The following is a 24,368-nucleotide window of genomic DNA, read 5'->3' as shown; positions in this document are numbered from 1 at the left end:
CACCGCCCGGTGTCATGCCACGCCCTCCAGGATCTTGGCATTTTCCTGCAGGGAGACGTAGTCCCCCTTGAAGAAGAGGAGGGGATCGGCGTCGGAACGGGCGCTGAGGGCGCGGACTGCGGCCACCACAATCGTGTGGTCGCCGCCGTCGTACTCCTGGTGGAGCTCGCAGTCCACCCAGGCCAGGGCACCGTCAAGGACCGGGTTGCCGAGCGGGGACGGTGAGTGGCCGACGCCGGCGAACTTGTTGGCCCCGGACCGCGCGAACTGCGCCGCCAGGTGCTGGTGCCCGGCGGTAAGGATGTTTACCGTAAAGCGGCCCGCGGCACGCAGCAGCGGCCAGGTGCTGGAGGTCCGTGCCGGGCTGAACGTCACCAGTGCCGGTTCCAGTGAAAGAGAGGCGAAGGACTGGCAGGTGAACCCGGCAGGGCCGTTCTCCGTCGCCGCGGTGATCACGGTCAGGCCGGTTGCGAAGTGGCCCAGCACGTTGCGGATCCGGCGCGGGCTGAGGTCTGAGAGTTCCGTCATGGCGAGTCCTTTCGATGCGTGTAGACCTAATCAAGCACCTGGCTGGGCAGTTCCCAACCCCGGCCGCAACCTATGGACGCGCACCGAAACGCAGCTTCACCGCCCGAAGCGGGGCGTAACAAAACAAGCATGCCCCACCGTTCGAATCCCGCCATTACATCCAAGGAACCATTCGGTCATACTCCGAATTTGCGGAAGAAAAGTGCCACTGCATCCGCAAATACGCCATCATGGTGTCATGCCTACTATCCGCATCTCCGAAGCCGCGCGCTTTCTGGGCGTCAGCGACGATACCGTCCGCCGCTGGACCGAGAACGGGACGCTCACGCCCGTCAAGGACGCCGCCGGAAGGCTGGCCGTGGACGGACTGGCACTCGCACAGCTGGCCCGGGACCAGGCGCAGCTGCCCGACGACCCCACGCGCATTGGCAGCTCGGCGCGCAACCGGTTCGTGGGGCTGGTCACCGGAATCAGTGCCGACAAGGTCATGGCCCAGGTGGAGCTGCAGTGCGGCCCCTTCCGCGTCGTCTCCCTCATGAGCAGCGAAGCCGTCAGGGACCTCGGCCTGGAACTCGGGTCCGTGGCCACCGCCGTGGTCAAGGCCACCACGGTCATCATCGAAACACCCCAAGGGAAGAGCATCATATGAGCACCGCCCGTTCACGCCTCAGCGCGCTATTGACCGCCGGCGTCCTGGCATTCGGGCTCGGCGGCTGCGCCGGTTCCACTACCGCGTCCGGCACTGCCCAAAACGAAAGCTCGACGGCGGCCGGCAGTTCGGCCGGTCACTCCGGCACCCTGACCGTATTCGCCGCAGCCTCCCTGAAGGCCACATTCACAAAGATCGCCTCGGAGTTCGAGGCCGCAAACCCGGGCACCAGGGTCACGCTGAACTTCGCCGGGTCCTCGGACCTGGCCACCCAGATCAGCCAGGGCGCCCCCGCCGACGTGTTCGCCTCCGCGGACACCAGGAACATGGCCAAGCTGTCCGACGCGAAACTCATCGACGGAACGGCAAGCAACTTTGCCACGAACGTCCTGGAGATCGCTGTCCCGCCGGCCAACCCGGCGTCGGTCAGTTCTTTCGCCGACTTTGCCAAGCCGGGCATCAAGGTGGCTGTCTGCGCACCGCAGGTGCCGTGCGGCTCCGCGACGGAAAAGGTGGAAGAGGCCACCGGGACCACCCTGAATCCAGTCAGCGAGGAATCCTCCGTCATGGACGTCCTCGGCAAGGTCACGTCCGGCGAAGCCGACGCCGGCCTGGTGTACGTCACCGACGTCAAGACCGCAGGCGGCAAGGTCAGGGGGATCCCGTTCAGCGAGGCGGACCAGGCCGTGAACACCTACCCGATCGCCACTGTGGGCAGCAGCAGGAACAAGGAACTGGCCAAGGCTTTCATCGCCATGGTCACCGGCAGCGAAGGCAGGAAGGTCCTCAGTGATGCCGGTTTCGGCGCCCCGTAACACGAAGACCGCCCGCAGCAGGGCAACAAGCCGCCGGGACACCGGCTACACCGGCGTCCCGCCGTGGGTGTTTGTCCTCGCAGCAGCGGGCGGACTGTTCGTCCTGCTGCCGCTGGCCGCAATGGTGGCCAGGGTCAACTGGGGGCAGTTCATCCCGCTTGTCACGTCAGAGTCCTCCCTCACCGCACTGGGCCTGAGCCTGCGGACGTCGGCCGCGAGCACGGTGCTCTGCATCGTTCTCGGCGTGCCGCTGGCCCTCGTCCTGGCCCGCGCCAGCTTCCCCGGCCAGCGCCTGCTGCGGGCCTTCGTGCTGCTCCCTTTGGTGCTGCCGCCCGTCGTCGGCGGCATTGCCCTGCTGTACACGTTCGGCCGGCAAGGCCTGCTCGGCCGGAGCCTGGAGCTGGCAGGGATCCAGGTCGCCTTCTCCACCACCGCCGTAGTCCTTGCCCAGACATTCGTGGCGCTGCCGTTCCTGGTGGTCAGCCTCGAGGGCGCGCTCAGGACAGCGGGGACCAGGTACGAGGCGGTGGCCGCAACCCTTGGCGCCCGCCCCACCACAGTGCTGCGCCGGGTCAGTATCCCGCTGGTCCTGCCCGGGCTTGCCTCCGGCGCCGTGCTGTCCTTCGCCCGTTGCCTCGGCGAGTTCGGCGCCACCCTGACGTTCGCCGGCAGCCTGCAGGGGGTCACCCGCACCCTGCCGCTGGAGATCTACCTGCAGCGGGAAACCGACGCCGATGCCGCCGTCGCGCTTTCCCTGGTGCTGGTCGCGGTGGCGGTCGCCGTCGTCGGACTTTCCTTCCGGCGCCCCCGGGCGCTGGCCGCAGAGGCAGGTACGGAATGACGTTCACACTCACGGCCGCCCTGCATGCCAGGAACTTCGACGTCTCCCTCGCGCTCGGATCCGCGGAAACCGTCGCGGTGCTGGGGCCCAACGGCGCCGGCAAGTCGACCCTGCTGGGAATCACCGCAGGGCTGCTCCGCCCGGACAGCGGACAAGCCGTCCTCGGACAGAAAACGCTCTTCAACCTCGACGGCGGCAACAGCCACTTCCTGCGGCCGCACGCCCGGGGAACCGCCCTGCTCGCCCAGGAGCCGCTGCTGTTTCCGCACATGAGCGTGCTGGAGAACGTCGCGTTCGGGCCACGGGCGGCAGGCGCCAGCCGGGCCAGCGCATTGCAGACGGCGCGGCACTGGCTGGCCGAAGTGGATGCCGCGGAATTCGCGGACCGGCGGCCCGGCCAGCTCTCGGGCGGGCAGGCGCAGCGCGTCGCCATCGCCCGCGCCCTGGCCACGGACCCTGAGCTGCTGCTCCTCGACGAACCCATGGCAGCCCTCGACATCCACGCCGCCCCCATGCTGCGCCGGCTCCTCAAGCGCGTCCTCGCCGACCGCCGTGCCATCATCATCACGCACGACGTCCTGGATGCCCTCATGCTGGCCGACCGTGCCATCGTCATCGAGGACGGACGGATCACCGAGGAAGGGCCCACCCGCGAGGTCCTGGAAAAACCCCGCAGTAAGTTCGCCGCCGGCCTGGCCGGCATGAACCTCCTCACCGGCACCATCACGGACCGCGGGCTGACATCCGACGGCGGGCTGGACATTACTGCCCATCCCGAGGACGGTGCCGTTCCCGGCCAGGCCGGTGTTGCCGTCTTTTCGCCGACGGCGGTCTCGGTCTTTCCGAATGACGAGCACGGCAGCCCGCGGAACTCGTTCGCGGTCACCATCACGGATCTGGAACCGCACGGCGACCAGATCCGGGTCCACGCCGGGGACCTGTCCGCGGACATCACCCCGGCAGCCTCGGCCGACCTCGGACTCACCCCCGGGATGACCGTCTACTTCGTCGTCAAGGCAACCGCGATCGCCGTTTATCCGGCGTAGCTCGCCGCCCGCCTGGCCAGCACCGGTGACAGCCCCAGGACCAGGAGACCCGCCAGCGGCACCACGAAAAGGCCGGCCCGCAGGCTGGCGGCATCCGCGATGGCACCCACGACCGGCGGCGACACCAGGAAACCCACGCGCATCAGCCAGCTGACCATGGTGAGTCCCGTTCCGGGCCGCAGCCCGGGGAGTTCATCGGCTGCGTGCATGGCGGCGGGAACGAGTGTTGCCACGCCGAGTCCTGCTGCCGCGAAGCCGAGGATGGTCCCGGGAATACTGGGCAGGGCCAGCGCCGTGCCCATTCCGACGGCGGCGATCACCCCGCCGGCGCGCGCCACCGTTCGCTGGCCAAAGCGGTCCACGAGCCGGTCGCCCAGCAGGCGGCCGATGAACTGCGCACCGGTCAGCGCCACGAACCCCAAGCCGGCGACGGTGGTGGCCGCACCCAGGCTGCCGCTGAGGTAGACGGCGGACCACGAACTTCCCGCGTCCTCCACCAGGGCGCCCGCCGTGGCAGTGAGCACCAGCGCGGCCAGGATGCCGTATTTGGCGGCTGTTCCGCCGGCGGCTCTACGGTTATCCGGGGCCGGTGCCCCGGCCGCCCCGGTGGCGGCAGCACCGCCGTCGTCCGTTTCAGGGCCCGGGAGGAGGAAGCGGTAACAGCACAGCGTCAGGGCCGCGAAAAGCGCGGCGGAGATGCTGAGGTGGATCCCGGGCGCAAGTTCCAGGCCGGCGGCCGCGGCTCCCATCAGGCCGCCCAGCACGGCGCCGATGCTCCACACCGCATGCAGGGAGTTGATGATGGAGCGCTGGTAAAGCCTCTGGACGCGCAGCCCGTGGGCGTTCTGTGCCACGTCGGTGACCGCATCCATGGCTCCGGCGAAGAAGAGTGCCGCCGCGAGCACTGCCCATGACGACGCCATGCCCGCACCGAGGATGCCCAGGCTGGTCAGGACGGTGCCAGCCACGGCAACCCGCGAGGACCGGAAACGGCGGATCAGGGCACCCGAGGCGAGGCCGGCGATCAGTGCACCCAGCGGGAACGCCGCCACGGCAAGGCCGAACGCCGCATTGCTCAGGCGCAGGTCCTCCATGATGGCCGGATACCGGGGCAGCAGGTTGGCGAACAGCGCACCGTTGGTGAGGAAGAGAAGTGCGACGGCGGCGCGCGCCTTGCCGGGGCTGGCCGCCGAAGCGACGGGGGTGGCGGCCGTTGTAGAGGGGCTGTTCACTGTGCGGTCACTATCCTGTTCACGGCGTCGCGGACGGTATCGGCGGACATGGGGTTCAGGGCGAGTGCCCGGTGGATTGAAAGGCCCTCGATCAGGGCGTCGAGCATGATGGTTGTTTCTGCATCGAAGTGCCGCGCCAGGGCGGCGCGGCTCCTGGCCATCCAGGTGTCGGTCACCCGGCGCAGGTCCGGACTGCGTGCGGCCAGGGCGTACAGCTCGTAGGTCAGCAGGATGTTCCGGCGCTCCCCGAGCATTCCCCCTGTGATGAGCCCCACCACCGCTTCCCGCGCGGCATCCGCGTTCCCGGCACCGGCCAAGGCTGCCTCGAACCCGTCCGCGGTGTCGTCGGCGAGCTTGGTGAAGGCGGCAGCGAGCAGGTCGTCCAGGCCGGTGAAGTGGTAGGTCAGCGACCCGAGGGGCACATCCGCTGCCTGGGCTACTTTCCGGTGGGTGGTGGCCGCTACGCCGTGCTCGGCGATGACGTCGAGGGCAACCTCGATGATTCGCTGGCGGCGGTTGGGGTCGTGGCGCCGCACGCTCATAGGCTGCGGATGACGCGGGCGGGATTCCCGACGGCGACGACGTTCGCCGGCACGTTCCTGGTCACCACTGACCCGGCGCCGATCACGGAGTTCTCGCCCACGCTCACGCCGGGCAGGATCATCGCACCGCCGCCGATCCAGACGTTGTCGCCGATGGTGATGGGCTGCGCTGCCTCGAGCTTGTCCCGGCGCGGCCCGGGCTCCACTGGGTGGGTGGGGGTCAGCAACTGGACGTTGGGGCCGATCTGGACGTCGTCGCCTATGGTGATGGCGGCGACGTCCAGTGCGGTGAAGTTGAAGTTGATGAAGGTCCGGGCGCCGATCCGGATGTATTTGCCGTAGTCCACGTATAGCGGCGGCCGGATCTCGGTGTCCTCGCCGATCGACCCGAGGAGGTCGGCGAGGATCTGCTTCGCCTCCCCGCGGCCCGCAAGCCATGTCCTGCCGTAGCGGTCGGCGAGTTCCATGCCGCGGATGTTGTCGGCGGCGAGGTTGGGATCGTCGGCAATGTACAGGTCCCCGGCAAGCATCCGCTCCTGCATGGTCCTGGTGTCGCCGGCAAAGTACTGCTCCAAAGATGGTTCCTTCCAGAAAGGCGTTATGTACAAGCGTACACAACTTGCGTACGGATGTACATAACGCCCACTGGTCAGATCAGGCCTGCTCCAGGGTCAGTTCTTAGCCACCTCCACCTCGACGACGGCCCAGGACAGCGCCGGGAGGTTCAGCCGCAGCTCGGAGCCGCTGGCCTTGGCCCCTTGCAGCGGCTTGAGGCCCACGCGGTCCGGGCTGCCCTGGCTGTTGATGGTGAAGCGGTCCCCGCCCTCCGGGATTTCCAGAACCTCGGCCCGCACGACCTGCCGGGCGTCGAAGCCGCGCAGTGCCACCTCGACGTCGGCCGCCTCCTCCAGGCCGCGGTTCGCGAAGAACAGCGCCACCCGGCCGGTTTCCTCGTTCCATGTGGCACTGACGTCCACGAGGTCGGTATCGCCGAACCGCGCGTTGCTGTACTTGTCCGAGTCGACGGACAGGCGCAGGATCTGGCCCTTCGCCAGTTCGGCCATGCGCGCGAAGGGGTGGAAGATGGTCTGGCGCCAGGCCGGGCCGTTTTCCTCGCTGAAGATCGGCGCGATCACGTTGACCAGCTGCGCCTGGTTGGCGATCTTGACCCGGTCGCCGTGGCGGAGCAGCGAGTTGAGCAGGGTTCCGACGACGACGGCGTCGGTCACGTTGTACTTGTCCTCGATGACCCGGGGGTGCTCGCGCCAGCCCGCCTTGGTGACGTTGTGCGGCTGGTCCTCGGTGTCGAGGCCGCGCTGGTACCAGACGTTCCACTCGTCGAAGGACAGGTTGATGTGCTTCTTGTGCTTGCCCTTGGCGCGCACGGCGTCGGCGGTGGCAATGACGGATTCGATGAAGTAGTCGGTGTCCACGGCGCTGGCCAGGAAGCTGCCGGCGTCGCCGTCGTGTTCCTGGTAGTAGGCGTGCAGCGAGACGTAGTCCACCTCCTCATAGGCGTGGGTGAGCACCGTCTGCTCCCAGGCACCGAAGGTGGGCATGCCGGAGTTGGAGCTGCCGCAGGCCACGAGTTCAATGTCCGGGTCCACGAAGCGCATCGCCTTGGCGGCTTCCTGGGCCAGCCGGCCGTATTCCTCGGCCGTCTTGTGGCCGATCTGCCACGGCCCGTCCATCTCGTTGCCGAGGCACCACAGCTTGATGTTGAACGGGTCCTTGTGCCCGTTTTTGGCGCGCAGGTCGGACAGGTAGGTGCCGCCCGGGTGGTTGGCGTACTCAACGATCTCACGGGCGGCGTCCACTCCCCTGGTGCCCAGGTTGATGGCCTCCATGATTTCGGTGCCGGCCTGCCGGGACCAGTCGACGAACTCGTGCAGGCCGAAGGCGTTGGTCTCAAGCGTGTGCCAGGCGCCGTCGAGCCGGCGGGGGCGGTTTTCCCGCGGGCCGATGCCGTCCTCCCAGTTGTAGCCGGAAACGAAGTTGCCGCCCGGGTAGCGGATGACGGTGGCCCCGAGCTCCTTGACGAGCTTGAGTACGTCCTGCCGGAAGCCGTTCTCGTCGGACTCCTGATGGCCGGGCTCGTAGATGCCGGTGTAGACGCAGCGGCCCATGTGCTCAACGAAGGAGCCGAAGAGGCGGCGGGGTACTTCCCCGATGGTGAAGTCGCGGTCGAGGGTGATCCTTGCGCGGGACATGTGGGGTATCTCCTTGGTTGTGGTTCAAAACTGTTGGAAAAGCGGGGGTGCCGGGTCAGGTGCCGGCGAGTCCCGTCGTCGCAACGCCCTTGATGATCTGGCGCTGGAAGAACAGGAAGACGAGGATGAGCGGCAGCGCCGCGAGCAGCGCCGAGGCCATGTTCTGCGCGTACTGGATGCCATAGGCGCTCTTGATGGTCTGCAGCCCCACCGGCAGGGTCAGGATGGAGCCGTCGTTGGTGGAGATGAAGGGCCAGAGGAAGTTGTTCCAGGCGCTGATGAACACGAAGATCGCGACGGCGGCCAGGATGGGGCGTGAAAGCGGCAGGATGATCTGGGTGAAGATCCGCATCCGGCTGGCGCCGTCCATCACCGCGGCTTCCTCGAGTTCACGCGGGATCTGGTCGAAGAACTTCTTGAGCACGAACACCATGGCCGGGTGGATGACCTGCGGCAGGATGATGGCCCACGAGGTGTCGATCATGTGCAGCGCCACCATCTGGTAGAACAGCGGGATGATCAGCACCGGCGGCGGAATGATGATGGAGGCGATGATCACCGTCATCAGCACCTTCTTGCCGCGGAAGTCGATACGGGACAGGGCGTAGGCCACCAGCGCGGAGATGGCCAGCGTGATCACGGTGATGGCGGCGGAGGTGTAGAGCGAGTTCCACGTCCACAGCGGGATGTTGCCGTCCTGGAACACCTTGATGAACGCGTCGGCGGTAAAGCCCGACGGCGGGATCCAGCTGACTTTCGGCGCTGCGGCGTCCGTTTCGCTCTTGAAAGCGGTGACCGTTGCCCAGGCGAAAGGGACAAGCCAGAGGACTGCCAGGATCGCGGCCACCGCCAGGACGGCGGCCCTGCCGGCCGTCATCTTCTTCCGGGGCTGGCGGGGGTTTGCGGCGGCTTGGGTGCGAAGCGCGGGGCGGGTGAGGGTCTGCGTTGCCATGGTTATGCACTCCTGCGGCGAGTGATGAAGAACTGCATGACCGAGACGGCCACGATCAGCCCGAAGAAGATGTAGGAGATGGCTGCGGAGTAGCCCAGCCGGTAGCCGGTGAACCCGGTTTCGAAGATGTACTGCACCACGGGCCGGGTGGAGCCTGCGGGGCCGCCGGCCGTCATCTGGTAGACCTGGTCGAAGATTTTGAGCGAGGCCAGGATCTGCAGGAGCACGATCATCACGGTGGTCGGGGTCAGCTGCGGGAGGGTGATGGAGAAGAACTGGCGCCAGGCTCCGGCGCCGTCCAGGGACGCCGCCTCGTAGTGCTGGGCGGGGATGTTCTGCATGGCGGCCAGGTACAGCAGGAAGTTGAACCCCACGGTCCACCAGAGGGTGGCGATGACGATGGCCCACATGGCCACGTTCGGGTCGTTCAGCCAGGCCACCCTGGGCAGCCCGACCTTCGCGAGCGAATCGTTGATCAGACCCAGCTGCGGGTTGTACATCCAGGAGAAGAAGAGCGAGACCACCGTGGAGGCGAGCAGGTACGGGGCGAAGTAGGACAGCCGCCACAGCCACTGCGCGGGCAGCCCGACGTTAACCAGCGCTGCCATGACAAGGGCCACGAGCACCAGCGGGACCGTGCTGATCACCGTGAAGTAAAGCGTGTTGCCGAGGGAGTGCCACATGTCGGCGTCGGCCAGGGCCTCGGCGTAGTTGGCCAGGCCGATCAGGCTGTCGTTGGCTCCCGTCAGTGACTTGCCGGTGAGGCTCATGTACAGGCCGTACAGCAGGGGCCAGACAAGGAACACCAGGAAAAAGGCCAGGAACGGTGCGGCGAACCCCCAGCCGTTGAGGTTGTCCCGGGTCCGGCGGGGACTGGCCTGGGCAGGGTTGTTCAGGGCCGGGTTTCTGCGGGGCTGGTTTCGACCTGGCCGGCCGGGCAGGGATTGTGCCTCCTGCCCGGCGCCTTGGGTTGTTGCTAAGGAACTCATCGGTGACTCCTTTGTCGCTCAGACCGGGTTGGGCCGGGAAAGAAGGGTGTTGGTGCGCCGTACAAAGGCGTCCCATCCGTCGGCCGCCTTGTCGCGGCCCAGGAGTACGTTCTGCACGTTCTCCGCAAAGTACGTCTGCCAGTCCGAGCCCGAACCGCTGAACCACGCTTCGGGGTCGTAGGTGATGATGTCTGCCGCGTTGGCGTAGTGGATCTGGGGGGTGAGGTCCCGGTATGCCTGTGACTGCACTATGGGCTGGTAAGCCGGAATGTGGCCGGCCTCGGCCCAGGACAGCGATCCTTTGAGGATGTCGCTGACGAACTTGTACACGTCCCGCCGCTTCGCGTCGTCGACGTTCAGCTGCCGCGGCAGGACGAAGGAGTGCGAATCCGCGTACGATGCCGGGGTCCCGTAGAGCGTGGGGATGGTGGCGGCATCGACAGGCAACTCCGCCTTCTTGAACGTGGGGAGTTCCCAGACGCCGCTGAACAGCATCCCCGAACCGCCGCGGGCGAACTCCGCGATGCCGGTGCCGATGTCCCCGCTCTTTGCGGCAACGGTGTCGTCGAACAGCGAGGCCATGAATTCCAGGGACTCGACGGCGGCATCCCGGTCCGCCTTCATCGGCTGGCCGGGAGTCAGCTCCATGTCCGCGCCGTGCTGCTTGTAGAGGGTGTAGAACAAGCGCCACATCTGAGATCCGCTGCCGAGGTAGCCGAAGGACAGACCGTGCGCCTGCGTCACCTTCTGCATCTCGCGGGCCACGGCGAGGAAGTCCTGCGGGGAAGTCACCTCCTGCAACTGGCCGTTGGCGGCGAGTACCCCTGCTTTACCGGCAATATCGGTGTTGTAGAACATGACGAAGGGGTGGGAATCCAGGGCGATGGAGAAGACCTTGCCGTCGTGCTGGCTCTTGTCCCAGATCCTTGGGGCGAAGCTTTCCGCCGTCACGCCGTGCTCCGCCAGCAGGGACATGTCCCACGGGTCGATAAGTCCGCCCGGCGCGTAGCCGGGGACCCGGCTGGCGTGCATGATGGCCAGTTCCGGCGGGCGGCCGCCGGCGGACGCCATGGCCAGCTTCGTATAGTAGGGCGGGCCCCATGCCAGGACGGTCGGATGGACTTTGAAGGCGGGGTTGGCCGCGTTCGCCGCACTGATCATGGCCTGCATCTTGATGCCGTCACCGCCGGACAGCAGATGCCAGAACGCAATGTCCCGCACGGCCGCCGCGGAGGCCGTCCCGCCGCAGCCCGTTAGCCCGGCCGCGGCAAGCAGACTGCCGAAGGCGGCCGTTCCTGCCAGTAACTGCCGCCGGGACACCTGTTTTCCGGACAGCTGCCTGCCGGACAGCTGCCTGTCGGCGAAAAAATCAAACTGCTTCACCCGTCACTCCTTTGGATGGGTCCGCTGAAAGTAGTCCTGAGGGCGCCGTGCCAGCCGTTTCGGTTGTCTGCTTCCCCGGGTCCGTGAAGGCTGGTGTGTGACGCAGACCTCACATTACATCGTTGTAAAAGACGGCACAAGAGAAAATTGTTAGCGCCAACAATGTGATGCGGGGGTCTCGCTTAGCTGGTGGTCCCGGTTAGCTGGAAGTGCTGCTGTCCCGCTCCACAATGCTGTAATCGACCGTGACCACGCGCTGCTCGCCGCCGCGGTCGGCCATCCGTTCGGTGAGGAGGCGCAAGGCCTCCCGGGCCACGAGTCGTTTGTCAAAGGAGACGGTAGTCAGGGACGGAACGGCATATTGCCCGTCGGCGATGTCGTCAAAGCCCGCCACTGCGACGTCGTCGGGAACCCTGATCCCCCGCTTCCACAGCACGCTGAGGGCGCCGATGGCCATGGAATCGGTAAAGCAGAACAGCGCGTCCGGCAGCGGGTGCGAGTCCAGCCAGGAGGCGAGGGCGTCAGCAGCCGTCTGCGGTGTCCATTTCTCGCAGGGGATCAGCAGCGCGTGGTCCTGGTCGATACCGAGCTCATCGAGGGCGGCCAAGTAGCCGCGGGTGCGCAGAACGGCCGCGGCCGAGTGCCGGCCTTCAGCTGTGCCAAGCACCGCGATGCGTCGCCGGCCGGTTCGGGCCAGCGCCAGCGTCATGTCGCGGGCGGCGGCAACGCTGTCCACCCAAACACGGTCTGCCAGCTGTTGGGAGACCTCGCCCAGCAGGACCACCGGGGGCAGGGAGACGCCTACCTTGACGGCGCTTTCATCCAGTACCACGGGGTTGAGAATCAGCCCGTCGATAAGGTTGGAGCGCGCGCGGGACATCAGTTCGTATTCCCGGCGGGGGTCGGAACCGGTTTCCTCAATCTGGACGCTCCAGCCCTGTTCGTGCGCGACCTCCACCACGTTGTGCGCGATCTCGGCGGAGTACGGCGTCGCCAGGTCCGGCAGTGCCAGGGCAATAACGCCGGACCTGCCGTTACGCAGCCCCCGGGCGGAGAGGTTGGGGACATAGTCCAGCTCGAGGATGGCCTGTTCCACCTTGAGCCGCGTGGAACCGCTGACCGGCACCACGCCGTTCATCACGTTCGACACAGTTTTGGGTGAGACGCCGGCACGGCGCGCGACGTCCTTGACCGTTGCGCGCACTGCTCCCCTTTCAAGACGGATGTGAACGATGTTACAGTGCGCTACCCCGCTTGGCGGCGCCAGCCAGCCCGGCCCTCCGGCGCCGACCCTTCACCAGGATCCAGACCGCGAGGGCGACGACGGCGGCCGCCGCCCAGACGGGCACTGCGTACCAAAAGCTGGCGGGCAGGGCGCTGGGGGTACCGGCGCCTGGCTGTGTTCCCGGGTTACTGGCTGCAGCTGCAGAGGGAGGTGCCGCCGTCGAACCTACGGACGCGGCCGGTGTTGCCGCCGTCGAACCCAGCGACGCCGCTGCCAGGGCGGCCGCGAAGTAGCGGACCACGGCTCCGTCGCCCGGCAGTGACGTGGCGGGGCTGATCACGATGGCGGACCCGTCCGGGGCCACCGCCAGGTGGCCTGGACCGCCGTCCGTGGGGATGGAGCCCGCCACGTCTTTGGCGTGCGGACGGATGACCGACAGCTTCCGGGTCAGCAGGCTCGTCACATACAGCGTGCCGTCCGGTGCGGTGGCGACGTCCTGCGGCCCGCCCCCGACAAAGATGCGCTCAGCCACAGTGTCCGCGCCGGGTTTGATGACGGCGATCTCACTGGGCTTGATGGTGGCGACGTACACGGTTCCGTCAGGTCCGGCCGCGATGCCGTGCGGTTCCTGGGACGTACCAGTGTCCGAGACCAGTTCGATGGTCTTCGAGACGGTGTCCGCGCCGGGCGGGATCACCGAGACAGTTCCGGCGGTCTGGCTGGTCACGAACGCAGTCCCGTCCTTCGTTACCGCTATTTCCGCGGGTCCCGCTCCGACTTTGATGGTGCGGTCCACCGCAGTCCCGTTCGGTGCAATCACTGAGACCGTGTCCCCGCCGGGGTTGGCCACGTAAACCGTTCCGTCGGGCCCGGCTGCGAGCGGGTGGAGCCCGGGAGGCACCGAGACGGTCCGTGCCGCGGCTGCGTCTCCGGCCGGGACAACCGCGACGGCGCTCTGGGTCCCGTCAGCCGTGGCCACGTAGAGCGCGCCGTCCGCTCCGAGCGCCAGCCCGGTGGTGCGGTGTCCGCCGGTGCTGATGGTGTGTGACGCCCTGGTTCCGCCAGAGGGAACCACGAAGACTCCGCCGCCCTGGCCGTAATTGCCGAGGTAGGCCGTGCCGTCTGCGGCAATGGCCACCCGGACGGGGGTGCCGTAAATGTAGATTGCTTCATCAGGCGCCGCCACAGCCGGCGCTGCTGCCAGACCCAGGATTGCGCCGACTGTGGCAGTAGCCGAGGCCCAGCGGTACTTCATGAAATTTTCCCCCAACACATTCCCCAAAGGGTGGTGCTCCAGCGTGAAGCAACCAAAAGAAGCCTACTGCTACGGGAGCAGGACCATTGACCGCTGGCCTCGGACTCCGAATAGTGGGGGCATGGCAACAGCGATTCCGACGCAGAGTTCTCATCCGCCGACGGCGTCGCGGAATTCCGGTGCCGCGGCTTCGCTTGGACTGAAGGCGGATCCGTCGTCGGTGCAGCACGTCCAGCTGGCTTTCGACGCCGAAGACCGTCCTGCAGTGATGGAGTTCTGGCGTGCGGCCCTGGGTTATGGCGCCGCCGGGGACGAGGACCTGGTTGAGCCCAACCTCATCGGTCCCCCGGCGTGGTTCCAGGATTAGGAACACGCCCCGCCTCCTGTGCCCGCAAGCTCAGGCATCCAGGAACCGCAGCAACTGCGGAAGGGTGGCGTGCATGGCCCGGAGGTCGCCGTCGCTGGCGGCCAGTTCGCCGAGGTAGTCGCCATGCCCGCCGGGCACGATCAGGAGCCGGGCCTTCGGGATGGCTCGGGACATGCGAACGGCATGCTCGGAGCTCATCACATCCTGGTCCGCGCAGAGCACCAGGGTTGGCGCGGTAATTTTGCCGAGGTCCTCCTCGGTCCAGCCCGGAAAGCCGGAGATGCGCTGCCGGTCCAGCTCGAACAGCCGCTCGAGGTGCCCGGGGTCAGGGTTGAGGCTGCGGTCAGCATCCTGGTAGGCGCCAGGCATGCTGGCCATGGTGGCAGATGTCATGCCGTCCCAGAACTCGTCCGGCACGGCGTCCCGGCTAAAGAACGTGGAGGCGGCAATGAGTCGGCGAACCCGGGCCGGGTGCTGCATGGCCAGGGCGAGCGCGGTGTGGCCGCCGGCGCTGAAGCCGAGCACGTCCACGGAGTGCAGCTGCAGCTGGTCAAGGACCGCCAGGACATCCCCGGCGGAGTTTTCGGCCGTAAGCGGCCGGTCGGTTGCGGCCGTTCGGCCGTGGCCTTCCTCGTCCACTGCGATCACCTGACGTTCGCGGGCCAGGAGCGGGATGATGCTGGCGAAGTTCGTCTGGATGGTGGATCCGCCGCCGGGGATCAGCAACAGTGGCGGCTGATCCCCGGCGGCCTCGCCGTGGATCTCGAAGTACATGCGGAGCTCGCCGTTGGATGCGTATCCGTGGGTGAAAGTCACACCGCATCGTAACGCCCTGTGATTACAGGAGGGTAGGGTCCGGCCCGATCGCTGTGATCCAGCTGGCCGCCGACCGGCCGGGGACCGGCAGGCCGGATCAGTCGCCCACGGCATCGCGGCCGCGCCGCACGATGAGCGGGTCAGGTTCGTAGACCACGGAAGTGTCCTTGCCCTCGTAGTCGAACTGGTTGAGGAAGAAGCGCAGGGCGTTGATGCGCCCGCGTTTCTTGTCGTTGGACTTGATGGTGATCCACGGCGCGTCATCCGTGTCCGTGCGCAGGAACGTCTGCTCCTTCGCCTCGGTGTAGTCATCCCACCTGTCCAGTGACGCGAGATCCATGGGCGAGAGCTTCCAGCGCCGCACCGGGTCGATCTGCCGGATCGCGAAGCGCGTGCGCTGCTCGCGGCGGGTCACCGAGAACCAGAACTTGTTCAGGTGGATTCCGGAGTCCACCAGCATCCGCTCGAACTCCGGGACCTGCCACATGAAGCTGCGGTACTCCTCGTCCGTGCAGAAGCCCATGACCTTTTCCACGTTGGCGCGGTTGTACCAGGAGCGGTCGAACATCACGATCTCGCCCGCCGTCGGAAGGTGCTGGACGTAGCGCTGGAAATACCACTGCCCCTGCTCCCGGTCGGACGGCTTCCCCAGCGCCACGGTCCTGGCCGACCGGGGATCCAGGTGCTCGGTGAAGCGCTTGATCGTCCCTCCCTTGCCGGCCGCGTCCCTGCCCTCGAACACGATGACGTTCTTGAGCCCGTTGTCCTGTCCCCAGTACTGGAATTTCAGCAGCTCGATCTGCAGGAGGTATTTCTCCATCTCGTACTCCGGCCGGGTCATCCGCTTCGCATACGGGTAGTCCTCCCGCCACGTCTCCACTGCTGATCCGCCCGGGTCAATCAGCTCCGGATCATCGCCCTGCCCGCCGCTGACTGTGTACCCCGACTCCACGAGATCGTCGATGGCCTGCCGGAGGTTTTCCCGGACCCACCAGTCTTCGCCCGGCACCATGGGGTTGGAGGACTGCGCCATCCGGATCTCCTTCTTTCGGTTACAAGGCCGGTGTGTCCAGGTGCGCGCTCTTGACCTCCGGAGGCGTGGCGCCCTGGATGACCCAGCGGTTGCCGTCGGGGTCGCTGAGGAAGGCGAACTGCACACCGCCCATGTCCTGAACCTCGCTGATGCCGGCGCCGCGGTCAAGCAGTTCGGCCCGCACAGCGTCGATGTCGGGGACAACGAGCTGGAGCCCTTCGAGGCTCCCGGGCGGCATGCTGGTCATGCCCGTGCCGATGACGATGGAGGCGGCGGAGCCGGGCGGCGTCAGCTGCACCACCCGCATTCCCGGGATGTGCTCCACGTCGTGGTCCAGGACAAAACCCAGCTTTTCCACGTAAAACGACTTCGCCGCATCCACGTCGGCGACCGGCACTTGCACAACCTCGAGGCGCATCTCCATGAGCCCCACCCTACCGCCGCGCGGCCAGCGGAGACGCGAACTTCATCGTCCGTTCCCGCAGGCGCAAGGACACGCTCAGCCCGGCGACGGGCGCGCCGGCGGTTTCGATTCGGACCGGCGCCGCGCGGCTTTGAGCCCGCGCTTCCGGGCCAGAACGGCGCGCTCCGGAACGTGGCTCCGGTGGCTCTCACGCTCCCTCATGCGCAGCGCCTTCCGCTGCTGCCTCCGGACCCGCCGCTCGTCGCGGTTGATCCTCGAAAGCAGGAGGACCGGAACAGTAAGCCAGAGCAGCGCAACCGCGAACACCAAGATGATTGACACCAGCGGTTCCATGAATCGAGTTTAGGGTCGTTCACCTGGAGCGATAAGCAAACTTATCAACTCGTTATATGGCCGGCGCTCGCCTTAGCCTGCCAGGACCTGCCCGATCCCGAACTCCCCCACCGAGAACATCCGCGGATTGTCGTCGGAGTTACTCACCATGGCGGTGGACAGGACGAGGGCCCAGCCGCGGGCGCGGACCCACATGCCCCTGTCCAGCCCGGATCCAAAGGCGCCGATGAAGCGCTGGCGGGTGCCGGCGTCGAACATCAGCCAGCCGACGGCAAGATCCACCGCCGGGTCCCCGGCCCCGACATCACCGAAATCGATTACACCGGCGAGGGTGCCGTCGGCTGCGAGGAGGATGTTGGCCGGATGGAGGTCTCCGTGGAGCATCATCGCCGGACCATCCCAGGCTGCAGCCGCGCAGGCCTCCGCCCACACCGCCGTCAACTCCCTCGCCCTGGGATAGCGTTTCCGGTCCCCGAGCCGTTCCAGCACCACCGCATTCCGATCGATGAGCGGCACCCCGCGGACCGGGTTCACCGGCACATCCGGTTCGGCAGGAACGTGCAGGGACAGCAGAAAGGCGGCCAGGCCATCCACGGCGCGCCCCCGGTCCAGGCCCGCGTCAACCGCAGGAATGCCGTGGACCCACCGGACGATGCTCCACGGCCAGGGAAAGTCCGGCGTCGGGCGGCCGGCGTGGACAGGCTCGGGAACCGGAACCGGGGAGCGGGCGGCGATGCTTGGGAGGTACCTCTGTTCATGCAGGACCAGCGGCACGGCTTCGTCCCGGCGCGGCAGCCGGACCGCCAGATCGCCACCCAGCCGGAAAGTCGCGTTGTCCCAGCCGTTCGCCACCCGCACCAGGGGTCGGCCGGCAAGGTCCGGCCGCTGGTCCCGCAGAAGGGCATGGACGACGGCGGCACTCACCTCCACCGTGGCCGGCGGCATTCCTGCCATTCAGACTCCCTAAGGCGAGGTCCGCGCCTACGGCCTCCAACCTGTCTAGACTTGTGTGCAAGAGTATCGACTTTATCGGGAGGAAGACCAGCGGTGGCTGCCAGGTATATTGCAATCGCCGAGGATCTGCAGGCCCGGATCGCCGGCGGCCAGTGGGAGCTCGGGGCCTTCCTCCCCTCCGAGCCGGAACTGGCATCCAAGTACAGCGTGTCCCGGGAGACGCTCCGTGCAGCATTGCGGCAATTGGAGGAAGCCGGACTGATCGCGCGGCGCAAAGGCCAGGGCACGCGGGTGGTCCGGCTCCAGCCCGCCCACGAGTTCCATACAAAGCTCTCCTCGATCGAGGAGCTTGCCCAGTACGGGCGGACCGCGGTGCGCAGCATCCTTGCAACGGATCTGGTCACGGTCGACGACGGCCTCGCCGACGACCTTGGCGTGCCCGCGGGCACGGTCAGGAGCCGCATCACATCCACGCGGCAAGAGCCGGCCGACGGCGGGCGCCCGCTCTCGTGGGCCCAGGTCTACCTCTCCCCCGAGCATGCAGCCCTTATTCAAGACGAACTCAAGGACAGCGACCGCCTGGTGGCCGACCTGGTGGCCGAATACACAGGCCGGCAGGTAAAGCGCGTGCTGCAGCACATCAAGGCGACAGTGCTCGGCGAGGACGCCGCCAAGGCGCTGGGCGAACTGGCGGGCTCCGTGGCCCTGCAACTGACTCGGCGCTACCTCGATGCCAACGGCGAAATCCTCGCCGTCGCCGTGAGCACACACCCCGGATCCCGTTTCGTTTACGAATCCGTTCTGGAACGCAGCTAACTCAATCACCTTCCACTTCATTCCGCGCGCAGCGCGCCCTTGACAGAACCCGATGACATGCCTCACATTTGTCTAGACAGAAAATGTGTCTAGACAAGTGAGGCGTCAATGAAGTCGCAAGAACAGCTCCTTGAAGCAGCCGCCCCCCGGCCCAAGAAAGCCTGGTATCGGGGCCTGGGCGCCCAGGTCATGATCGCCATGGCCCTCGGCATCGTGGTGGGCTTCGCCTTCCCGGGATTCTCGGCCCAGCTGAAGATCGTCGGGGACCTGTTCCTGGCCCTGATCAAGGCGGGCATCGCCCCGCTGGTCTTCCTGACCGTGGTCCTCGGCATCCTCTCGGCCGGAAACCTCAAGCAGGCCAGCCGGATCGGGTTCACCGCCCTCATCTACTTCGAGGTGGTGTCCACGCTCGCCCTTGGCCTCGGCCTGCTCGCAGCCAACCTGCTGCACGTCGGCGAGGGCGCCGGCGCGCTCACCGCCAACAGCGGCAAGCCTCCGGCCACCGAGGGCGACCACTCCTTCGCCGGCTTCCTCACCGGCATTTTCCCGGACAACTTCTTCGGCGCCTTCACCTCCGGCCAGCTGCTGCAGGTGGTCATTTTGGCCGTGATCTTCGGAGCAGGCCTGCTCACCCTCAAGCCTGCCGTCCTCGGCAGGATCCAGGGCGGCCTGGACACCGTCTCCGAGGCGTTCTTCGGCTTCATCAACGTAATCATGAAGCTCGCCCCGATCGGAGCGTTCGGCGCCATCGCCTACTCGGTCGGCACCAACGGCAGTGCCATGCTGCTGGCCCTGGCGCAGCTCGTGCTCGAATACTGGGCCGTCGTCGCACTGTTCATCACCGTCGTCCTCGGCCTGGTCTGCCTGATCGCCGGGTTCAACGTCTTCCGGATTCTGCGCTTTGTGAAGGTCGAGATGTCCCTGGTGCTCGGCACGGCCTCCTCCGAGTCGGCGCTGCCCGGGTTGCTGAAGAAACTCACTGCCATGGGCTGCTCAAAGCAGAGCGTCGGGCTGGTGGTCCCCACCGGTTACGCCTTCAACCTGGACGGCACGTCGCTGTACATGTCCATTTGCACCATCTTCCTGGCCAACGCGTTCGGCGTTCACATGGGGCTGGGCGAACAGCTGGGTCTGATGGCCATCATGCTGCTGACGTCCAAAGGCGCAGCCACCGTCTCCGGCGGCACCTACGTCGTCTTCGCCTCCACCGTCGCAGCCACCGGCTATCTTCCGCTCGAGGGCGTCGCGATCCTCTTCGGCGTCTACCGCTTCATGTCCATCGCCACCGCCTTCTGCAACACGTTCGGCAACGTTGTGGCCACCATCGTCGTCTCCAAGATGACCAAGGAAATGGACGTCCCCAAGGTCCGCCGCGCGCTGGCTGACCCAGCCCGCTTCCTCGCCGAAATGGAACGCCAGGAAGCCAGGGAAGCATCCCCCGCGTCGGGCGCCGGCGCGGCACCGGGAGCAGGAACTGATGCCCCCGACCCGGCCGCCACCGGCAACCACGAGTCCCCCAGCCTCTCGACCGCCTCCACGAAGTAAAGGATCCACCCATGAGCTCCACCGTTTACGATTCCCTGCTGTTCCGCGACATGTTCGGCACCGCCCGCATGCGGGAAGTGTTCAGCGACGACGCCTACGTCAGCCGCATCATCGACACCGAAACGGCCCTCGCCCGCGCCGAAGCCCGCGTTGGCCTCATCCCCGCCGACGCCGCCGCGCGTATCACCGAAACCGCGAACTTCGCCGGACTCGACCAGGACCGGCTCCGCCGTGAAACCGAAATCGTCGGCTATCCCATCCTGCCGATCGTGCAGCAGCTCGCCGAGCAGTGCGGCGACGACGGCGGCTACATCCACTGGGGCGCAACCACGCAGGACATCATGGACACGGCCACGATGCTCCAGTGCAAGGAAGGCGTAGCCCTCCTCAGCGAACAGCTCAACGGCGTCCGGGCGGCCCTGGCCCGGCTCGCCGAAAACCACATGAACACCCTCGCTGCCGGCCGCACCCACCTGCAGCACGCCCTGCCGGTGACCTTCGGCTACCGGTGCGCCGTCTGGCTTTCCTCCCTTGACCGGCAGGCCGACCGGCTGGCGCAGGCCACCGAGCGCGACCTCATGGTCCAGTTCGGCGGCGCGGCGGGCACGCTCGCCTCGCTGGGCGAGGGACCCGAAGGGCTGGAAACCCGCGCGGCCCTGGCGGCTGAGCTCGGCCTGACGGATCCCGACATCACGTGGCACGTTGCGCGGGACGGCCTGGCCGAACTGGTGTCCCTGCTGGCCAACATCGGCGGCTCCCTCGGCAAGATCGCGGTGGATGTCATGCTGATGTGCTCCTCCGAATACGGCGAAACGGCCGAGCCGTTCGTCATGGGCCGCGGAGCGAGCTCCACCATGCCGCAGAAGCGCAATCCGATCTCCTGCGAACTGATGCTCGCGGCAGCCAAGATGCTCAGAGACAAGTCGTCCACGATGTTCGACGCCATGGTGCAGGACTTCGAACGCGCCACCGGGCCCTGGCACCTGGAATGGGCCACCATCCCGGAATCGTTCCTGCTGCTCTCCAGCTCGCTGGCGCAGGCCGACTTCATGCTCTCCGGCCTCGAGGTCGACGTCGACCGGATGCGTGAAAACACCGCCATCACCGGCGGGCTGATCGTCTCGGAAGCGGTCATGATGGCGGTCGCCCCCGTCCTCGGCCGGCAGGAAGCCCACCACGTCATCTACGGTGCCTGCAAAACCGCCATCGAAAACCGCACCACACTGGAATCCGAACTCCTCAAGCACCCCGAACTGGTCCAGCACCTCGGCGCGGAACGCATCACACAGCTGTGCGACCCGGCCGGCTACCTCGGCAGCGCGGGCGCCATGACCAAGCAGGTGATCTCCGCCCGCACCCGCTAACTGACGCACGAACGGCACGGCCGCCCCTGCTCGCACTGCAGCAGGGGCGGCCGTGCCGGTTTAACTTCAGTAGACGGTCCCCTCAAGCAGCTCGGCCAGCCGGCTTGCGGCGCGGCGCAGCTCGGGCACGCCCGCCTTCAGCCCGTCTTCGGTGGCTGCTTCCACGGGACTGGTCAGCGCTATCGATTCACTGGGCAGCCCGGACCTGTTGATGGCGATCGCGACCGAGAGCACTCCGGTGGCCCGCTCGTCGGCCGAATAGGCGTAATCCGTTCCGGGTTCGGGCAGTCTCGCCTTGAGCTCGGCCAGGCTGAAGGTGGGCTTTTCATGCCCGGCTGCCACCGCCCCCTGCACCACCTCCTGGAGATGGCCGTCCGGCGCGCCCGCCAGCAGGATCTTGCCCGCAGCGCCGACCGTGAGGGGCAGCCGCTTGCCCAGGGGCATGTCATAGCGGAGCGGGGCGTCACCGTCGACGCGGGCCACGAGGATGCGCTCGAAGCCGAGGCGCGTATAAAGGGACGCGGTCATGCCGGTCTGCGCCGCCACCTGCTGAAGCACCGGGCGGGACGCCGTCACCAGGGGATCGTTCTCGATGTAGCTGCGCGCCGCCGGCAGCACCGCGGGCCCGATCCGGTACGTCTTGTCCGTCTGGCTGACCATGCCGAAATCCTGCAGGACCCGCAGGATACGCAGCGTGGTGGGCAGGCTCATGCCGCAGTTCCGCGCCAGATCGCTGAGCCGCTGGGGCCGGTCGGCCCGCTGCAGCTCCGCGAAAACCTCCATCGCCCGCGACAGCGAGCGCATGTTGGAGGGCTTGCCGCCGTCGTCCGCCGCAGTGCCGGGCTGCGCATTAGTGACCGTCATTCTTTCATTCTATGTAACTTCTGCGCCTCACTCCTCCGCTTGACAGCATCTGTGGGCCGTGTCACTATTTCTTCTGACGTAAGAGACTTTCATTCTATGAAAGCAATCGGAAGGCAATTTTGATGACAACGGAGTCGACCATGACCCAGTCCCCCGCCCGGGCGAGGCCAGCGCGCAGCGTGCTGACAGGGATCACCGCCTTCGCGGCACTGGGCGTCTACGTACTTGTGAGCTCGGTGGGCCTGGGCCTATGGACCTCCCTGGGTCCCGGTCCCGGGCTGTTCCCGTTCGCCATGGGCGCGGTGCTCGCGTCGATGTCGGTTCTGTGGCTGCTTCAGGAGCTGAAAAAACCCAGCGCCGCTGGTGAGAAGGCCGACGGCGGCCTGGTGCTCGCCGTCGTCGTCAGCCTTGTGCTGCTGGCAGCACTGCTGGATCTGCTCGGCTTCCAGCTGAGCATGTTCCTGTTCCTGATGTACCACCTGAAGATCCGGGGCAAGAGGGGCTGGCTGTCCGCCCTCCTGACCGCCCTGGCCGGAAGCGTCGGAGCCTTCTACGCCTTCAACTACGGACTGAACGTGGCCCTGCCGGTCTCATCCATTCCCGTCCTGAACCTGATCGGACTCTAGACATGGACACCCTCAACGAACTGCTGAACGGCTTCGCGGCCGCGCTGACCTGGCAGAACCTCATCTTCGCGTTCCTGGGCTGCCTGCTGGGCACCGTGATCGGCGTCCTGCCGGGCATCGGCCCGGTGGCCGGCGTCGCCCTCCTGATCCCGCTGACGCTGAACATGGACCCCACCGGCTCGATCATCATGCTCTGCGCGATCTTCTACGGCACGGCCTACGGGGGAACCATCACCAGCGTGCTGCTGAACACCCCCGGTGAAGCAGCCTCGGCCATCACCACCATCGATGGGCACGCGATGACCAAGATCGGCAAGGCCGGTGCTGCGCTGACCATCGCCGCCATCGGATCCTTCGTCGGCGGCACCATCGCCACGCTGGGCCTGGTAGCTGCCGCCAAGCCGCTGGGCGAACTCGGCCTGCTGGTCGGTCCCCCGGAGTTCTTCGCCCTGATGGTCGTCGGCATCTCGCTGCTCGTTGCGCTGGCCGGGAAGTCCATGGTCAAGGCACTGATCTCCGGCGCCCTGGGCCTGCTGATTTCCATGGTCGGCATCGACCCCGTTGCCGGCGCACCCCGTTTCACGTTCGGCATGGACCGGCTCCTGGACGGCGTGAGCTTCGTGGCTGTCATCGTCGGCGTCTTTGGCCTGTCCGAAATCCTCTCGTACCGCAAGGGCGAGTCCTCCGTGGTGCACGCCCCCGGTCTCCGGTCGCTGCTGCCGACGGGTAAGGAATGGCGCCGCAGCGCGCCGGCCATGGCGCGCGGAACCGGCATCGGCTTCGGGCTTGGCCTGATCCCGGGCATGACCGGATCCGTGGCCTCCCTGCTGTCCTACGGTGCCGAGAAGAAGTTCTCCAAGCACCGGAACGAGCTCGGGCGCGGCGCCGTCGAAGGCGTTGCGGGACCGGAAACGGCCAACAACGCCCACGCCAATGCGGCGCTCATTCCGCTGTTCACCCTCGGGATCCCCGCTTCGCCCACCATCGCCGTCCTCATGGGGGCATTCCTCCAGCAGGGCCTGACCCCGGGGCCCACCCTGTTCACCGAGCACTCCGAGATCGCCTGGGCGATCATTGCCAGCCTCTTCATCGGCAACCTGCTGCTGGTGCTGCTGAACGTCCCGCTGGTGGGCCTGTGGACTTCCATCCTGCGCGTGCCGTCCTCCATCCTCACCGCACTGATCCTGCTGTTCATGGTCATCGGCGCGTACACCATCAACTTCAGCGTCTTCGACGTCTTCGTCATGATCGGCTTCGGCCTGCTGGGACTGGCGCTCCGGCACCTGGAGATCCCGCTGGCCCCCATGGTCCTCACCCTGGTCCTGGGTCCGCTCATGGAACGGTCCCTGCGCGAATCGCTGGAGATCTCCCAGGGTGACTTCAGCATCTTCCTCAACCGCCCCATCTCCCTGGTCCTGATCATCGTCGGCGCCCTGATCATCTGCAGCCCGCTGCTGAAGCTCCGCAAGCCCAAGGCCCTGATGGACGATCCCGAGACCTAAATCCGCTTTTCACTCCCCAATCGACACACCTCCGTCTCCAAACCCTCTTCGAAGGAG

General features: G+C 66.9%; 26 protein-coding genes. 10 read left to right on the top strand and 16 right to left on the bottom strand.

Annotated features, from left to right (window positions below; all coding sequences use genetic code 11):
- Positions 1 to 12: 12 nt before the first annotated feature.
- Positions 13 to 528, bottom strand: coding sequence for a flavin reductase family protein (locus ACFUTU_RS13360; RefSeq protein ID WP_377964987.1), 516 nt, complete (start codon positions 526 to 528; stop codon positions 13 to 15).
- Between the two features lie 238 nt (positions 529 to 766).
- Between ACFUTU_RS13360 and ACFUTU_RS13355 the strand changes: the two genes are divergently transcribed.
- The 4 genes from ACFUTU_RS13355 to ACFUTU_RS13340 are packed head-to-tail and all read left to right on the top strand — an operon-like array spanning position 767 to position 3,879.
- Positions 767 to 1,177, top strand: a complete 411-nt coding sequence (locus ACFUTU_RS13355; RefSeq protein WP_377964985.1) for a molybdopterin-binding protein — start codon at positions 767 to 769, stop codon at positions 1,175 to 1,177.
- A complete protein-coding gene (gene modA / locus ACFUTU_RS13350) occupies positions 1,174 to 1,992 on the top strand; it encodes a molybdate ABC transporter substrate-binding protein (RefSeq protein WP_377964983.1) in 819 nt (272 codons plus the stop codon). Before ACFUTU_RS13355 ends, modA begins: the two co-directional genes overlap by 4 nt.
- Positions 1,970 to 2,833, top strand: coding sequence for an ABC transporter permease (locus ACFUTU_RS13345; RefSeq protein WP_377964997.1), 864 nt, complete (start codon positions 1,970 to 1,972; stop codon positions 2,831 to 2,833). The genes modA and ACFUTU_RS13345 overlap by 23 nt, the downstream gene beginning before the upstream one ends.
- Positions 2,830 to 3,879: a sulfate/molybdate ABC transporter ATP-binding protein gene (locus tag ACFUTU_RS13340; RefSeq protein ID WP_377964981.1), complete on the top strand. Its 1,050-nt coding sequence runs from the start codon at positions 2,830 to 2,832 to the stop codon at positions 3,877 to 3,879. Before ACFUTU_RS13345 ends, ACFUTU_RS13340 begins: the two co-directional genes overlap by 4 nt.
- Here the strand turns inward: ACFUTU_RS13340 and ACFUTU_RS13335 are convergent.
- The 9 genes from ACFUTU_RS13335 to ACFUTU_RS13295 form a co-directional block, all read right to left on the bottom strand.
- A complete protein-coding gene (locus ACFUTU_RS13335; protein ID WP_377964979.1) occupies positions 3,867 to 5,111 on the bottom strand; it encodes an MFS transporter in 1,245 nt (414 codons plus the stop codon). The two genes, ACFUTU_RS13340 and ACFUTU_RS13335, sit on opposite strands and share 13 nt — an antisense overlap.
- Positions 5,108 to 5,653 carry a TetR/AcrR family transcriptional regulator gene (locus tag ACFUTU_RS13330; RefSeq protein ID WP_377964977.1) on the bottom strand — a complete coding sequence of 182 codons (546 nt, stop codon included), beginning with the start codon at positions 5,651 to 5,653 and terminating at the stop codon, positions 5,108 to 5,110. The genes ACFUTU_RS13335 and ACFUTU_RS13330 overlap by 4 nt, the downstream gene beginning before the upstream one ends.
- The gene (locus ACFUTU_RS13325) at positions 5,650 to 6,228 is read right to left on the bottom strand and encodes a sugar O-acetyltransferase (protein WP_377964975.1); all 579 of its coding nucleotides are present in this window, start codon (positions 6,226 to 6,228) and stop codon (positions 5,650 to 5,652) included. Before ACFUTU_RS13325 ends, ACFUTU_RS13330 begins: the two co-directional genes overlap by 4 nt.
- A 96-nt stretch (positions 6,229 to 6,324) precedes the next feature.
- Positions 6,325 to 7,863 (bottom strand): alpha-N-arabinofuranosidase, encoded by a 1,539-nt coding sequence (locus ACFUTU_RS13320; protein ID WP_377964973.1) that lies wholly within the window; start codon positions 7,861 to 7,863, stop codon positions 6,325 to 6,327.
- A 55-nt stretch (positions 7,864 to 7,918) separates the two neighbouring features.
- Entirely contained in the window at positions 7,919 to 8,815 is an 897-nt protein-coding gene (locus tag ACFUTU_RS13315; protein WP_377964971.1) for a carbohydrate ABC transporter permease, read from the bottom strand.
- A gap of 2 nt (positions 8,816 to 8,817) precedes the next feature.
- Positions 8,818 to 9,804, bottom strand: coding sequence for a carbohydrate ABC transporter permease (locus tag ACFUTU_RS13310; RefSeq protein WP_377964968.1), 987 nt, complete (start codon positions 9,802 to 9,804; stop codon positions 8,818 to 8,820).
- An 18-nt stretch (positions 9,805 to 9,822) separates the two neighbouring features.
- Complete coding sequence (locus ACFUTU_RS13305) at positions 9,823 to 11,187, bottom strand: ABC transporter substrate-binding protein (RefSeq protein ID WP_377964966.1); 1,365 nt, start codon at positions 11,185 to 11,187, stop codon at positions 9,823 to 9,825.
- A 199-nt stretch (positions 11,188 to 11,386) separates the two neighbouring features.
- Positions 11,387 to 12,391, bottom strand: coding sequence for a LacI family DNA-binding transcriptional regulator (locus ACFUTU_RS13300; RefSeq protein WP_377964964.1), 1,005 nt, complete (start codon positions 12,389 to 12,391; stop codon positions 11,387 to 11,389).
- 31 nt (positions 12,392 to 12,422) lie between these two features.
- Positions 12,423 to 13,667 carry a hypothetical protein gene (locus ACFUTU_RS13295; RefSeq protein WP_377964963.1) on the bottom strand — a complete coding sequence of 415 codons (1,245 nt, stop codon included), beginning with the start codon at positions 13,665 to 13,667 and terminating at the stop codon, positions 12,423 to 12,425.
- A 121-nt stretch (positions 13,668 to 13,788) separates the two neighbouring features.
- Here ACFUTU_RS13295 and ACFUTU_RS13290 point away from each other — a divergent pair, with 121 nt between their 5' ends.
- On the top strand, positions 13,789 to 14,034 hold the full coding sequence (locus tag ACFUTU_RS13290) for a hypothetical protein (protein WP_377964962.1): 246 nt from the start codon (positions 13,789 to 13,791) through the stop codon (positions 14,032 to 14,034).
- 30 nt (positions 14,035 to 14,064) lie between these two features.
- On the opposite strand, the gene ACFUTU_RS13285 is transcribed toward ACFUTU_RS13290, so the two are convergent.
- From ACFUTU_RS13285 to ACFUTU_RS13265, 5 genes are all read right to left on the bottom strand, one after another.
- Complete coding sequence (locus ACFUTU_RS13285; RefSeq protein ID WP_377964960.1) at positions 14,065 to 14,850, bottom strand: alpha/beta fold hydrolase; 786 nt, start codon at positions 14,848 to 14,850, stop codon at positions 14,065 to 14,067.
- A gap of 97 nt (positions 14,851 to 14,947) precedes the next feature.
- Positions 14,948 to 15,883: a polyphosphate kinase 2 gene (ppk2, locus tag ACFUTU_RS13280; protein ID WP_377964958.1), complete on the bottom strand. Its 936-nt coding sequence runs from the start codon at positions 15,881 to 15,883 to the stop codon at positions 14,948 to 14,950.
- Positions 15,884 to 15,902: 19 nt separating this feature from the next.
- On the bottom strand, positions 15,903 to 16,307 hold the full coding sequence (locus tag ACFUTU_RS13275) for a VOC family protein (protein WP_377964956.1): 405 nt from the start codon (positions 16,305 to 16,307) through the stop codon (positions 15,903 to 15,905).
- Positions 16,308 to 16,382: 75 nt separating this feature from the next.
- Entirely contained in the window at positions 16,383 to 16,628 is a 246-nt protein-coding gene (locus ACFUTU_RS13270; protein ID WP_377964954.1) for a hypothetical protein, read from the bottom strand.
- A gap of 84 nt (positions 16,629 to 16,712) precedes the next feature.
- Positions 16,713 to 17,594, bottom strand: a complete 882-nt coding sequence (locus tag ACFUTU_RS13265; protein ID WP_377964952.1) for an aminoglycoside phosphotransferase family protein — start codon at positions 17,592 to 17,594, stop codon at positions 16,713 to 16,715.
- A gap of 93 nt (positions 17,595 to 17,687) precedes the next feature.
- Here ACFUTU_RS13265 and ACFUTU_RS13260 point away from each other — a divergent pair, with 93 nt between their 5' ends.
- The 3 genes from ACFUTU_RS13260 to ACFUTU_RS13250 all read left to right on the top strand — a co-directional run bounded on the left by ACFUTU_RS13260 (position 17,688) and on the right by ACFUTU_RS13250 (position 21,319).
- Positions 17,688 to 18,410: a GntR family transcriptional regulator gene (locus tag ACFUTU_RS13260; protein WP_377964950.1), complete on the top strand. Its 723-nt coding sequence runs from the start codon at positions 17,688 to 17,690 to the stop codon at positions 18,408 to 18,410.
- Positions 18,411 to 18,518: 108 nt separating this feature from the next.
- Positions 18,519 to 19,955, top strand: a complete 1,437-nt coding sequence (locus ACFUTU_RS13255) for a cation:dicarboxylate symporter family transporter (RefSeq protein ID WP_377964948.1) — start codon at positions 18,519 to 18,521, stop codon at positions 19,953 to 19,955.
- Between the two features lie 11 nt (positions 19,956 to 19,966).
- A complete protein-coding gene (locus ACFUTU_RS13250; protein WP_377964946.1) occupies positions 19,967 to 21,319 on the top strand; it encodes an adenylosuccinate lyase family protein in 1,353 nt (450 codons plus the stop codon).
- A 66-nt stretch (positions 21,320 to 21,385) separates the two neighbouring features.
- Here ACFUTU_RS13250 and ACFUTU_RS13245 read toward each other — a convergent pair whose 3' ends face one another.
- Positions 21,386 to 22,183 (bottom strand): IclR family transcriptional regulator, encoded by a 798-nt coding sequence (locus ACFUTU_RS13245; RefSeq protein ID WP_377964944.1) that lies wholly within the window; start codon positions 22,181 to 22,183, stop codon positions 21,386 to 21,388.
- Positions 22,184 to 22,305: 122 nt separating this feature from the next.
- On the opposite strand from ACFUTU_RS13245, the gene ACFUTU_RS13240 reads away from it, so the two are divergent.
- On the top strand, positions 22,306 to 22,809 hold the full coding sequence (locus tag ACFUTU_RS13240; protein ID WP_377964942.1) for a tripartite tricarboxylate transporter TctB family protein: 504 nt from the start codon (positions 22,306 to 22,308) through the stop codon (positions 22,807 to 22,809).
- A 2-nt stretch (positions 22,810 to 22,811) separates the two neighbouring features.
- Positions 22,812 to 24,311, top strand: a complete 1,500-nt coding sequence (locus ACFUTU_RS13235; RefSeq protein WP_377964940.1) for a tripartite tricarboxylate transporter permease — start codon at positions 22,812 to 22,814, stop codon at positions 24,309 to 24,311.
- The last annotated feature ends 57 nt before the right edge of the window (positions 24,312 to 24,368 follow it).

Origin of the sequence: Arthrobacter sp. NPDC057388, assembly GCF_042668165.1 — a bacterium.
Lineage (GTDB): Bacteria > Actinomycetota > Actinomycetes > Actinomycetales > Micrococcaceae > Arthrobacter.
Note: the sequence above shows the minus strand (reverse complement) of the source record. Positions and strands in the feature narration are given on the sequence as shown.